The sequence below is a fragment of the Pseudomonas sp. Wu6 genome (assembly GCF_019891515.1).
Taxonomy (GTDB): Bacteria; Pseudomonadota; Gammaproteobacteria; order Pseudomonadales; family Pseudomonadaceae; genus Aquipseudomonas; species Aquipseudomonas orientalis_A.
In genome coordinates this window covers 1-12,200 of record NZ_JAFLXH010000051.1, presented here as the reverse complement: position 1 = coordinate 12,200, position 12,200 = coordinate 1, and the positions used below count along the sequence as shown (strand labels likewise).

Annotated in this window: 11 protein-coding genes; 1 reads left to right on the top strand and 10 read right to left on the bottom strand. The window is 60.8% G+C overall.

Annotation, left to right across the window (positions count from 1 at the left end):
• Positions 1-33 precede the first annotated feature (33 nt).
• Entirely contained in the window at positions 34-2,181 is a 2,148-nt protein-coding gene (locus tag J1G34_RS24725; protein ID WP_222994778.1) for a 3-hydroxyacyl-CoA dehydrogenase NAD-binding domain-containing protein, read from the bottom strand.
• Positions 2,182-2,197: 16 nt separating this feature from the next.
• A complete protein-coding gene (locus J1G34_RS24720; RefSeq protein WP_222994777.1) occupies positions 2,198-3,403 on the bottom strand; it encodes an acetyl-CoA C-acetyltransferase in 1,206 nt (401 codons plus the stop codon).
• 647 nt (positions 3,404-4,050) lie between these two features.
• Here J1G34_RS24720 and J1G34_RS24715 point away from each other — a divergent pair.
• Positions 4,051-4,857, top strand: coding sequence for a c-type cytochrome (locus tag J1G34_RS24715; RefSeq protein WP_222994776.1), 807 nt, complete (start codon positions 4,051-4,053; stop codon positions 4,855-4,857).
• Between the two features lie 184 nt (positions 4,858-5,041).
• Here the strand turns inward: J1G34_RS24715 and J1G34_RS24710 are convergent, their stop codons facing one another.
• The 8 genes from J1G34_RS24710 to J1G34_RS24675 form a co-directional block, all read right to left on the bottom strand.
• Entirely contained in the window at positions 5,042-5,845 is an 804-nt protein-coding gene (locus tag J1G34_RS24710) for a transglutaminase family protein (RefSeq protein WP_222994775.1), read from the bottom strand.
• Positions 5,846-5,883: 38 nt separating this feature from the next.
• Positions 5,884-7,293: a circularly permuted type 2 ATP-grasp protein gene (locus tag J1G34_RS24705; RefSeq protein WP_065895457.1), complete on the bottom strand. Its 1,410-nt coding sequence runs from the start codon at positions 7,291-7,293 to the stop codon at positions 5,884-5,886.
• Between the two features lie 453 nt (positions 7,294-7,746).
• Complete coding sequence (locus J1G34_RS24700; RefSeq protein WP_057721151.1) at positions 7,747-8,088, bottom strand: ribonuclease E inhibitor RraB; 342 nt, start codon at positions 8,086-8,088, stop codon at positions 7,747-7,749.
• Between the two features lie 217 nt (positions 8,089-8,305).
• Entirely contained in the window at positions 8,306-8,566 is a 261-nt protein-coding gene (locus tag J1G34_RS24695; RefSeq protein ID WP_065887803.1) for a hypothetical protein, read from the bottom strand.
• A gap of 79 nt (positions 8,567-8,645) precedes the next feature.
• Positions 8,646-9,251: an START domain-containing protein gene (locus J1G34_RS24690; RefSeq protein ID WP_065895458.1), complete on the bottom strand. Its 606-nt coding sequence runs from the start codon at positions 9,249-9,251 to the stop codon at positions 8,646-8,648.
• 41 nt (positions 9,252-9,292) lie between these two features.
• Positions 9,293-9,547 carry a YkgJ family cysteine cluster protein gene (locus J1G34_RS24685; RefSeq protein WP_065895459.1) on the bottom strand — a complete coding sequence of 85 codons (255 nt, stop codon included), beginning with the start codon at positions 9,545-9,547 and terminating at the stop codon, positions 9,293-9,295.
• Between the two features lie 160 nt (positions 9,548-9,707).
• Positions 9,708-10,199, bottom strand: a complete 492-nt coding sequence (locus J1G34_RS24680) for a translation initiation factor 2 (protein ID WP_065895460.1) — start codon at positions 10,197-10,199, stop codon at positions 9,708-9,710.
• Between the two features lie 94 nt (positions 10,200-10,293).
• Complete coding sequence (locus tag J1G34_RS24675) at positions 10,294-11,733, bottom strand: aminotransferase-like domain-containing protein (RefSeq protein ID WP_065895461.1); 1,440 nt, start codon at positions 11,731-11,733, stop codon at positions 10,294-10,296.
• Positions 11,734-12,200: the final 467 nt, after the last annotated feature.

The following is a 12,200-nucleotide window of genomic DNA, read 5'->3' as shown; positions in this document are numbered from 1 at the left end:
TGAAAGGTATCTGCAAAGCAAGCCCCTGGTTGATCAGCAAAAGGTTGCGCCTTGTGCCGCTTTCTCCAGCAACAACGCCGGTGGCGCGAAACGCTCCCCGTACTGCTCGGCCAGATAGCGCGCCCGGGCGATAAAGTCGTCCAGGCCGTACTGGTTGATAAACTGCAGCGCGCCGCCACTCCAGGCCGCAAAGCCAATGCCGAAGATCGAACCGATATTGGCGTCGGCGGTGGACATCAACACGCCCTCCTCCACACAGCGCACGGTTTCGATGGCCTGGATAAACAACAAGCGATCGCGCACGTCCTGGGGCGAAATCTGTTTATCGGGCTGTTCGAACCGCGTCTTGAGTTCGGGCCAAAGACGCTTCCGGGCGCCTGCCGGATAGTCATAGAAACCGCCACCTGCGGCTTTGCCCGTGCGCTTGTGGTCGTTGACCAGCAGATCGATCACCGCCGTCGCCGGATGGGTCGGCGCTGCCTTGCCCTGCGCTTGCAGGTCCTTGGCGGTTTGCTGTCGGATATGGCTCATGAGGCTCAGGGACACTTCATCAGACACCGCCAGCGGCCCTACCGGCATACCAGCTTTGCGCGCTTCGGTCTCGATCATCGGCGCGGCCACGCCTTCGCCGAGCATGGCGATGCCTTCGTTGGTGAATGTGCCGAATACTCTCGAGGTGAAGAAGCCGCGGCTGTCGTTGACCACAATCGGGGTTTTCTTGATTTGCAGTACGAAGTCGAACCCCCGAGCCAGGGTTTCGTCACTCGTGTGAGCGCCCTTGATGATTTCCACCAGGGCCATCTTGTCCACCGGGCTGAAGAAATGCAGGCCGATGAATTTGCCAGGGTCGGGCACTGCGCTCGCCAGGCCGCTGATGGGCAATGTCGAGGTGTTGGAGGCGATCACCGCGTCTGCACCGACCACGCGTTGTGCGGCGGCCGATACCCTGGCCTTGAGTTCGCGGTCTTCGAACACCGCTTCGATCACCCAATCACAGCCGGCCAGGTCAGCGTCATCCTGTGCAGGGTGAATCCGCGCCAGGATGGTTTCCCGCTGCTCGGCGGTCAGTTGCCCACGGCTGACTTTCTTGTCCAGCAACGCCGCCGAATGGGCCTTGCCCTTCTCGGCAGTGGCCAGGCTGATGTCCTTGAGCACCACGTCAACGCCCGCACAGGCACTGACGTAAGCAATGCCCGCCCCCATCATGCCGGCGCCGAGTACGCCGACCTTGCGCGTCACATACCGCGCAAAACCTTGTGGTCGCGAGCGGCCGGCGTTGATTTCATTGAGCTGGAACCAGAACGTGCCGATCATGTTTTTCGCCACCTGACCGGTCACCAGCTCGGTGAAATAGCGGGTTTCGATCAGGTGTGCGGTGTCGAAATCCACCTGTGCGCCTTCCACGGCGGCGCAGAGGATTTTCTCCGGTGCCGGGAAACAGCCCTGGGTCTTGCTGCGCAGAATCGACGGCGCAATGGCCAGCATCTGCGCGACTTTCGGGTTCGACGGGGTGCCCCCGGGAATCTGGTAGCCCTTGTTGTCCCACGGCTGCCTGGCCTGCGGATTCGCCAGGATCCAGGCGCGCGACTTGGCCAGCAGCTCGCCGCGATCTGCCGCCACGTCATCGATCAGGCCCGCCTGCAATGCCTGCGCCGGCCGCACTTTCTGGCCTTCCAGCAGATACGGCAGGGCTTTTTCCAGGCCCAGCAAACGCACCATGCGCACCACCCCGCCGCCACCCGGCAACAGGCCCAGGGTGACTTCCGGCAAGCCGAGCTGCACGGACGTGTCGTCCAGCGCGATGCGGTGATGACAGGCCAGGCAAATCTCCCAGCCACCACCAAGGGCCGCGCCGTTGATCGCGGCCACCACCGGCTTGCCGAGTGTTTCCAGGCTGCGCAGTTGGGCCTTCAACACGCCTACGTCGGCGTAGAACGCCTTGGCTTGGGCTTTGTCGACCTGAATCAGCTCATTGAGGTCGCCACCGGCAAAGAAGGTTTTCTTGGCCGAGGTGATGATCACCCCGGCCAGGGTGTCCTTTTCCGCCTCCAGGCGCGCAATGGTGGCCGCCATCGCCTCACGGTAGGCCGCGTTCATGGTGTTGGCGCTTTGGCCGGGCATGTCGAGGGTCAGTACCACGATCTGGTCCTGGCCTTTTTCGTAACGAATGGCGTCGGTCATGACAGTGTCCTTGGGCTCAGAGGCGTTCGATGATGGTGGCGATACCCATGCCACCGCCGACACACAGGGTGGCCAGGCCGTAGCGATGCCGACGCACCTCCAGCTCGTCGAGCAAGGTGCCGAGGATCGCGCAGCCGGTGGCGCCCAAGGGGTGGCCCATGGCGATCGAGCCGCCGTTGACATTGACGCGGGCGGCGTCGATGCCCATGTCCTTGATGAATTTGAGCACGACCGACGCAAACGCTTCGTTGACCTCGAACAGGTCGATGTCCTCAACGCGCAGGCCGGCCTTGGCCAGCGCCTTGCGGGTGGCCGGTGCAGGGCCGGTGAGCATGATGGTCGGGTCGGTGCTGGTGACGGCCGTGGCGACAATGCGCGCCCGTGGTTGCAGGCCCAGTTCGCGGCCCTTGGCCTCGGAGCCGAGCAACATCAACGCGGCGCCATCCACGATGCCGGAGCTGTTGCCCGGCGTGTGCACATGGTCGATGCGTTCCACATGGCTGTAGACCCGCAGCGCGGTAGCGTCAAAGCCCATCTGGCCGATCATTTCGAAGCTGGGCTTGAGCTTGCCCAGGCCCTCGAGGGTTGAGTCGCCGCGAATGAATTCGTCATGGTCCAGCAGCACGATGCCGTTCTGGTCCTGCACCGCGATCAGCGACTTGTTGAAGGAACCGTCTGCCCGCGCCCTGGCGGCTTTCTGCTGCGACTGTAGGGCAAAGGTGTCCACGTCCTGGCGGGTGAAGCCTTCCAGGGTAGCGATCAGGTCGGCACCAATGCCCTGAGGCGTGAAGTGGCTGTGCAGGTTGGTTTGCGGGTCGAGTACCCAGGCGCCACCGTCGCTGCCCATCGGCACGCGGGACATGGATTCGACGCCGCCGACCACCACCAGGTCTTCAAATCCGGAGCGTACTTTCATTGCCCCCAGGTTTACCGCCTCCAGGCCCGAGGCGCAGAAGCGGTTGATCTGCACGCCGGCGACGCTGACGTCCCAGTCCGCGACCAGCGCGGCGGTCTTGGCGATATCGGCGCCCTGATCGCCCACCGGGGTGACGCACCCGAGGACGATGTCATCCACTTGGCGGGTGTCGAGGTCGCAACGCTGCGCCAGCGCGGTGAGCAGGCCGGCGACAAGGTTTACCGGCTTGACGCTGTGCAGGGCACCGTCGGCCTTGCCCTTGCCACGGGGCGTGCGTATCGCATCAAAGATCAGAGCTTGGGTCATGATGTCCTCGAACCACAGTGGGCGTATGCCCTTACCTTAGGCCCGATTGACACGGTTTCAATGACGGATGCGCTCATTGCTTTTGACCCCCTCGCTCGGACGAACGGTAGGCAGCTATGGGAAACCCCGGGTTAATCGTTTTAGCTGTCTAGCCTTGGGGTTGGCGCCAAGATGGCACTAGGCCTCATGCCGTTTTAAGCAGAAAACGTGATGAGTTGATATGAAATGGATCTAAGCGCCGAAGAACGAGGGCTCTAAGGTTGAATCTGTAAGAAGCTGCTGCCGGGTTTTGCTGGAGCCGCTGTAAGAAAAATGTCACGCCAGATCGCGATACTTGAGTAACAGGCACGCATTTGACGCTCAGGAATAACAACAAAAGGCAGTCAGCCATGTTCAAACATTCGAAAGTACGTCAGGCGGGACTTATTCTGTTCGCCACCACACTGATTCTGATCTTGCCCAACTTAACCAAGGTTATCGGGTGACGACGCGAGCGACCTGTTGCGCGCACCCACAGCATCGGCACTGCAGCTTTTGGCAGCACCTGCCGGGACATTGCGAATAGCGGTCCCGTTGCGGGGGCTGTCTTTTTACGTGCGGATTTGCGCTATCGTGCGTTTTCCGCCACTGCGAACCCGGGCTATCCCTTGAAATCGATCCTCGCCTTCGTCGCCCTGCTGCTGGCCCTGCCCGCCTGGGCCGCGCAATTGACCGTTGAACTGGACCACGCCAGCAAGACCTGGCAGACCTCGGACCTGCTCAAGCACCCCGACGCGCAGACGGTGCAGGTTGTCGATGATGTTTCCTACAAGCGCACCATGACCTATCGCGCAGTGCCTTTGGCGGTTCTCCTGAAGGGCCTGAACCCTGCGAGCCATCTGCAAGCGGTCGCCCTTGACGGTTTTGCCGCTGAACTCGCCGCCGCGCCCCTGCTGCAAAAAAACGGCGCGCGCGCCTGGCTGGCAGTGGAAGACCAGGCCCATCCCTGGCCCGCCCTGACGCCAGGCAAACCGAGCGCCGGGCCGTTCTATCTGGTGTGGACCGACCCGCAGGCAGGGCATGTCAGCCCGGAGCAGTGGCCCTTCCAGATCTCCAGGATCAAGCAATTACAGACGGTCGCCGAGCGCTTCCCCGCCTTGTTACCCGACCCGACGTTGCCGGCGGATGACCCGGTCAATCAAGGCTTTGCGCTGTTTCAGAAGAACTGCCTGGCCTGCCATCGCCTTAATGGGGCCGGTGATGCACAGGTGGGGCCGGATCTGAATATTCCCTACAACCCCACTGAATATTTCATCGGCGATTTCCTCAAGCGGTACATTCGCGACCCACAAAGCCTGAGGCACTGGCCGCAGGCGAAGATGCCGGCGTTTGCGGTCAGTGTGTTGCCGGACAACGAGTTGGATCTGCTGGTGGGGTACTTGCGGCATATGGCGGGGCGCAAGCAGATGCCTTGAGGCTCGCGTAGGTGCATTGCCCTAATACCCGTTGTAGGAGCGAGCTTGCTCGCGAAAAATGTCAACGATAACGCGTGCTTTCTGAATGAGCGCGGTGCCTGTGAGTTTTTCGCGAGCAAGCTCGCTCCTACAGACGGTATCAGGGCAATCCCCTTCCCACATTTGGACGGCATTAAGTCTCAGATTATTGCTGTTGCACGGCAATCACCGGAGTCGGCGCCACGAACACCTTGGCATGCATCTGCTCATGCCCACCTCCACGGCGCATGCCGCGCACCGGGCAGGCATCCAGGTAGTCCAGGCCCACGGCCAGCTTCAAGTGCCGCTCCGGCCGGGCCAACTGGTTGGTCACATCAAAACTGTACCAGGCGTCGTCCAGCCAGGCTTCGGCCCAGGCATGGCTGGCCAGGTGTGTAGTGTCTTCGGTGTACAAATACCCTGATACATACCGCGCCGGAATGCCCAGGCTGCGCGCGCAGGCCAGGAACGCATGGGTATGGTCCTGGCAGACGCCCGCGTGGCCGGCGAAGGCTTCAGCCGCGCAGGTGTCGACCTGGGTGGCGCCCGGCGTGTAGCGCATCGATTGGTTCAAGGCCTGCATCAGGTCGATCAGGGCCGTGCGGTCACGCCGCTGGTGGCAGTGCTGCCGGGCAAAACCGCGCAGGGCTTCGTCGGGTTCGGTCAGGCGCGTGCCGCGCAGGAACGGAAAGGCCGACTGGCTCTCATGTTCAGCCTCGCGCAGCTCGTCGATATCCACCTGGCCACGGGCGCCGATAATGATGGAGTCGTGAGGTTCGTCCAGCGTCAGCACATGCAGGATGTTGCCGAACGGGTCCACCTGCGCCCGCACAGGGCGCGGCAGGTCAAGCTGCCAGCTGAGCACGTGCTGGCGCTCGCTGTCGTGGGGCGTCAGGCGCAGATACTGGATGCTGGCGCGCACCTGGTCTTCGTAGCGGTAGGTGGTTTCGTGGCTGATGGAGAGTCTCATGCCGCCTCCAGGGGGGAACAGTTTTTAATCAACACAGGTCAATCCTCGACCACCCAGGTGTCTTTGGTGCCGCCGCCCTGGGACGAATTGACCACCAGCGAACCTTCGCGCAGCGCTACACGGGTCAGGCCACCGGGCACCACGCGGGTGTCCTTGCCGGACAGCACGAACGGGCGCAGGTCGATATGCCGTGGGGCGATGCCGTTTTCTACAAACGTCGGGCAAGTGGACAAACACAGGGTGGGTTGGGCGATATAGGCGTGGGGCTTGGCCTTGATGCGTGCGCGGAACGCCTCGATTTCCGCAGCGGTGGACGCCGGGCCCACCAGCATGCCGTAGCCGCCGGAGCCCTGGGTTTCCTTGACCACCAACTCGGGCAAGTGGGCCAGGACGTGGGACAACTCGTCGGGCTTACGGCATTGAAACGTCGGAACGTTCTGCAGGATCGGTTCTTCATCCAGGTAAAAACGGATCATCTCGGTGACGAAGGGGTAGACCGATTTGTCATCCGCCACCCCGGTGCCGATGGCATTGGCCAGCACGACATTGCCCGAACGGTAGGCGGCCAGCAGGCCCGGCACGCCGAGCATCGAGGCCGGGTTGAAGGCCAGGGGGTCGAGAAACGCGTCGTCGAGACGGCGGTAGATCACGTCCACCGCCTTGGGGCCGTCGGTGGTGCGCATGAATACGCGGTCATCGCGCACGAACAAATCGGCGCCCTCCACCAACTCCACGCCCATTTCCCTGGCAAGGAAGGCATGCTCGAAAAACGCACTGTTGAAGCGCCCCGGGGTCAGCACCACCACGCTGGGATTATCCAGGGGGCTGGCGCTTTTCAGGGTGTCGAGCAACAGGTTGGGGTAATGATCAATCGGCGCAATACGCTGGGCCGCGAACAGCTCCGGGAACAGGCGCATCATCATCTTGCGGTCTTCAAGCATGTAGCTGACGCCGCTCGGCGTACGCAAGTTGTCTTCCAGTACGTAGTAAGTGCCGTCGCCATCGCGAACGAGGTCGACCCCGGAGACGTGGGAATACAGATCACGGTGCAGGTTCAGGCCCTGCATGGCCAACTGGTATTGCTCGTTGGCCAGCACCTGTTCGGCGGGAATGATCCCGGCCCTGATGATGCGTTGTTCGTGATACAGGTCAGCGAGGAACATGTTCAGCGCCTTGACCCGCTGGATACAGCCGCGCTCGACCATTCGCCATTCGCTCGCCGGGATGCTGCGGGGGATGGTGTCGAAGGGAATCAAGCGCTCGGTCCCTTGCTCGTCCCCATAAAGCGTGAAGGTGATCCCTGCACGATGGAACAGCAAATCGGCCTCGCGCCGACGCTGGGCCAGCAGTTCGGCTGGGGTATCGGCCAACCAACGGGCAAACTGGCGGTAATGGGGCCGGACCTGCCCTGCCCCATCGTACATTTCATCGTAATAAGTGCGGATCATGCCGTACTCCTTGTCACCCGGACGCATGGACCTTCGCAAGGCCCGTGCCAGCGGCATAAACACTTGAAAATCAAAAACCTGGACAACCCGGAGATTCTCACTGCACCGTCCTGGTGCGCGTAATCACCGGAGTTTCGCCGCACGCTTCATGGCGATGCGACCTCTGACTATCACCAGCATAGTCAGAGTTGATTTCACTGCCCGCCCGCACCTGCGGATAATCATCTCCATCGGCTGAAAAGGACATGTCCTACAGCTAAACCCTTTGCACAGCCAGTACCGTGTCAGCTCGTGTACTGATCGGCTCCTCGATCTTCCCTTTCAGCCACCCTACTCGGGTGGCTTTTTTTTGGGCGCACACAAAGCGCGCGGCACGTTTCGAACATTGGCGGGCGGCTCAAACAAAATCGGCCGACCCAAAGGTCAGCCGATGTGCTGTGTTGCTCATAAACGCTACATGGGTAACCCACGCACCTCCTGCTTGACGCCCCAGCCTTCGATGATCCCGCCAAGCGGCTCTACCACTGCCTCAAAGTCCTGCTCGAAGTCTCCTATACCGTCGTAGGTTGCAGACATGATTTTGCTCAACTCCAAGTACCAGGCACCATCGTCGCGTGCGCTGACCTGGGCGTTCAGCGATTCTCCACGAAATCGACCCGCAGCCCTGCGCGCCCGTTCTTCATCAGGAAAAATGGCGTAGAACTCGATGGGGTGAAAGCGTGAGAAGTCGAAGCCGCCTTCTTTCATGCGGCGCAGAACGTTGGTGCTGATGTCTTCTTGATAGGCTGTGCTCATGAAACGTCCTCCTCAGACTGATGGATAGACTTTCCGTGCTTCCTGAAGCTGAAGCCCGCGCGCTACTGGCGCGGGTACCACGGCAATGACCACCGCAGGAAAACAAGCATGTAGCTGACAAGACCAGACCTGAGCGATTGATTCGCTGATCTCGATTGCAGAGTAGCGCGAAGCTACCACCTGCACCAGAGGCGCAAAGATGGCATGCAGGGAATATTCAGGCGGCGGGTTCGACCCTGAGGTCTTTGATACCATTTTGGTCGTGCAAGCTCTTGACCGTAGGATCGGGAACACGATCGGCAAGATCGTTGAGGTCCAGCTTTTCCAATACCGGCGACACGCGTATGCGCACCATCTGTGCGGCCTCTTCCAGCGTCGGCTCATGATCGCAGTCAAATTGCTCGACTACCGGCTCACCACGGTCATTGATGAAAGAAATGTTCCACTTCGGCATCGGTGCCTCCTCGATAAAACCCATGTGTGGGCTCACATCTATCTGGACCTTGAGGGCTCACCAAACGTTCCACTCAAGGCAGGAGGCACAGGATTCGCCGCGCTTACTTCTCGGCGCGTTCCCTCAGGGCTTTCAAGGTGTTGAACGGTGCGTCCACCACAAACTTGTTGGCCAGCCACGACGGCACGCTGCCGCCCGGCTCGGTGTGCACCTGGTAGGTCACTTCGGTCTCGTTGGCGCTTTTGGGCACCAGTGTCCAGGCACCTTGCACCTGGGCGACCCGCACATAGCCTTTTTCTTCAGGCTTGTAGGTCGGCACACCCTCCAGTTTGCGGGTGACGGTACCGTCAGCGGACCGGGTGGTGGTGACATGGATGTACGAATCACGGTCCGTCACCGGGAACGGCGCCTTGAACTGGGTGTAGGTCCAGGCCTCATCGCCTTTCTTGTCGACGAGCTTTTGCGATTTGCACTCATGAATCCACTTGCAGGCGCCCGCTACGTCCTCCTGCAGTGCAACGATCTTCGCCACTGGCGCCTTGATCACGGTCACCCCGCGATAGGCCTTGTACTTGGAACCGGCCACTTCGCTCAGGGACACTTTGATCCCGTCCTCGTCCTTGGCCACTTGCCAGTCCTCGGCCTGGGCAGCACCGGCGAACATCATTGTAAAACCACAGACCACAGCCATTCGTTTCAGCGAACCCATCGATGTATTCCTTATTGTTGAAGTTCCGATAGTAAAGCCCATCAAGCCGCCGTCATCTGCTCCCACCAGCCGATCAAGCGGATCGCATCGGCCTGGTCGTTGCCGCAGACGTCGATATCTGCCTTGAAAGCGCTGCACACTGCCGGCCGCTCCGGTTGGCCGAACAACTGGCAGAGTTGTTCGATCGACAAGTGCAGGCAGCGAACGCCCGCAGGTTTGCCCTGGGGCATTCCCGGCAGCGGCGAACTGATGGAGGGGGCGATGCAGCAAGCGCCACAGCCTTCACGGCATTTCATGACCAGCAGGTCCTCGACGACTCAATGGGATGGCCGGGCTAGAGTACGCCCTTAAACAGCCGTTTTAAAATGGTCCAACAGGGGTTTTTCGCACAAAACAAAGATGACTGACCAGTCTGCGACAAATGGTCAGGGCCGTGGGTCACCGATGATCGAACGTTTATCGCTTGAATTCGAAATCCAGCGCGGCACCTTCCACATCACGCCGCTCATCGTTACGCAATTGCAGCTTCATCTCGTTGCTGAGCAAGCGGCCATTGATCTGGAATGCGCTGTTGTCGGAAGGTTTTTCACTGAACATTGGCGGCAACAACGGCACGCTCTTGGGCTTGGGCATGGTGCCGATGGGTTGCAACAGCCTGACCATGTTCGAGGGTAAAGACAGGTCCAACTGTGCCGGTGGCAGTTTGGTCTGGGCGACTTCGCGAGCGGACTTGGATTTGCTCGCCACGGGTGCGCGCTTTTTTGACTTGGCGGTTTTTTTCTTCGTCTGCGGCGCTTTCTTTACCGGTGCCGGCTTTTGCCCGGCGGCGTCCTGCCCGGCGCTTGCGGCGGGCTGGGATTGCGTGACCGGCGATGCCGCCAGCGCAGTGCCAGCGTTGCACAGGCCTAACAAGCCAACTATCCAGACAGCGCGAAAAATAGAGGTCATATCGCCAACAGCGTTAACGGCAGAAGGCCATATGCTCGCCTGTTGTGCGGATTATGACAAGCATGGAGATCAATCCTGTCCCCTTTTACCCCCCTCAAATACCCGCCGCCGTCTCCTGGCACAACTGGCTGGCAAGCATTCCCAGGGTCATCAGCGCACGCTCTGCTTCGCGGTTCCACGGGGTGCCGCAATTGAGCCGGATACAGTGGTTGAACTGTTCCGTATTACTGAAGATCAGCCCCGGTGCGATACTGATGCCCTGTTGCAGGGCGCGCACGTGCAGTTCCTGGGTATTGACCCTTCCTGGCAAACTGACCCACAAAATAAAGCCGCCGGTCGGGCGGGTCATCTGTGTGCCTTCCGGAAAATACTGCTGCACCGCCAGTTGAAAAGCGCTGAGGTTCTTGCGGTATTCCTGGCGGATGTAACGCAGGTGCCGGTCGTAACCGCCATTCTCCAGGTAAGCGGCAACGCCCATCTGTGTGACGCTGCACGCGGAGTGGGTGCTGAACATCTGCAGACGCTGGATTTCCTGCTGGTACTTGCCGGCAATCATCCAGCCGATGCGCACGCCGGGGGACAAGGTCTTGGAAAAACTCGAGCAATAGATGACCCGGTCAAGACGGTCATAGGCTTTCAGGGCCTTGGTGCGACCCAGTTCGAACATCAGCTCGCCGTAGATATCGTCCTCGACGATCTGGATATCGAAATCCGAGGCAAGGCGCAGTAACTGTTTCTGCCGCTCTTCGGGCATGGTCCCGCCCAAGGGATTGCTCAAGCGCGTGGTCAGCACCAACGCCTTGATGGACCACTGGTTGGCGGCCAGTTGCAGGGCCTCCAGGCTCATGCCGGTGGCCGGGTCACTGGGGATCTCGATAACCTTGAGGCCCAGCAGGTCGGCCAGTTGCAGCAAACCGTAATAGGTCGGTGACTCGGCGGCGATCAGATCGCCGGGGCGCGTCAGCACGCGCAGGGACATCTGCAACGCGTCGACGCAGCCGTGGGTGATCACCACTTCGGAGGGGTCCACCACCACGCCGGCATCGCGCATGCGAATCGCCACCTGGCGGCGCAGCGGTTCAAAGCCCGGGCTGAACATGTAGCTGAACGCGCGCGGGCTCTGGAAGCGGGTGACCTTGGCCAGTTGCTGGTGCAACGCCCGGACCGGCAGGTAATCCACACTCGGCACCGCCGCGCCCAGGGGGAATACGCCTTCGCGGCGCGACTCGACCAACACTTGCTGGATGATGCTGCTGCGGGTGACCAACCCCGGACGTTCAACCCGTGCGATATCCGGCGTCGGCGCCGTGAGTGCCGGTGTCTGGTGCACGTAATAACCCGATTGCGGCCGCGCCCTGATCAGCCCCTGGTCTTCCAGGTTGGCATAGGCCTGCAGCACCGTGGCATGGCTCACATTGAGCTGGGAGCTCATCTTGCGCACCGAAGGCACGCGCTCCCCCGGCTGGTAGACACCCCGCCGGATGTCCTCAGCCAATTGCTGGGCAATACGTTGGTAGAGCAACAGATTGGTCATGACGCAGCACTCGATTTCACGGGTATTTTATTTTTGTGTGAAACATACCGGCACAGTTTAGAAGTGTACGGGGACAGTTGCCACAATAGTCGAGCACGGGCCGCAGTGACAGAAAAAACTGTAAGGGCGTACACCTGACGAAATGTGGGAGGGGGCTTGCCCCCGATAGCGGCCTCTAGGCCGACCAGGATGTTGGTGTCGATCTCGGTCCAAATGTGGGAGGGGGCTTGCCCCCGATGGCGGCCTCTAGGCCAACCAGGATGTTGGTGTCGATCCCGGTCCAAATGTGGGAGGGGGCTTGCCCCCGATAGCGGCCTCTAGGCCGACCGGGATGTTGGTATCGATCCCGGGCCAAATGTGGGAGGGGGCTTGCCCCCGATGGCGGCCTCTGGCCGACCAGGATGTTGGATTGGAACGAGTACATATCCGTTTCTGCGGTAACGGCCACTTAGGGTTCCGCCCTTACG

Bases quoted from the DNA above. Each gene is read 5' to 3' on its own strand.
- J1G34_RS24685 (WP_065895459.1), bottom strand. From the start codon at position 9,547: ATGAAATGCCGTGAAGGCTGTGGCGCTTGCTGCATCGCCCCCTCCATC.
- J1G34_RS24680 (WP_065895460.1), bottom strand. From the start codon at position 10,199: ATGACCTCTATTTTTCGCGCTGTCTGGATAGTTGGCTTGTTAGGCCTG.
- J1G34_RS24700 (WP_057721151.1), bottom strand. From the start codon at position 8,088: ATGAGCACAGCCTATCAAGAAGACATCAGCACCAACGTTCTGCGCCGC.
- J1G34_RS24690 (WP_065895458.1), bottom strand. From the start codon at position 9,251: ATGGGTTCGCTGAAACGAATGGCTGTGGTCTGTGGTTTTACAATGATG.
- J1G34_RS24705 (WP_065895457.1), bottom strand. From the start codon at position 7,293: ATGATCCGCACTTATTACGATGAAATGTACGATGGGGCAGGGCAGGTC.
- J1G34_RS24675 (WP_065895461.1), bottom strand. From the start codon at position 11,733: ATGACCAATCTGTTGCTCTACCAACGTATTGCCCAGCAATTGGCTGAG.
- J1G34_RS24710 (WP_222994775.1), bottom strand. From the start codon at position 5,845: ATGAGACTCTCCATCAGCCACGAAACCACCTACCGCTACGAAGACCAG.
- J1G34_RS24695 (WP_065887803.1), bottom strand. From the start codon at position 8,566: ATGGGTTTTATCGAGGAGGCACCGATGCCGAAGTGGAACATTTCTTTC.
- J1G34_RS24725 (WP_222994778.1), bottom strand. From the start codon at position 2,181: ATGACCGACGCCATTCGTTACGAAAAAGGCCAGGACCAGATCGTGGTA.
- J1G34_RS24720 (WP_222994777.1), bottom strand. From the start codon at position 3,403: ATGACCCAAGCTCTGATCTTTGATGCGATACGCACGCCCCGTGGCAAG.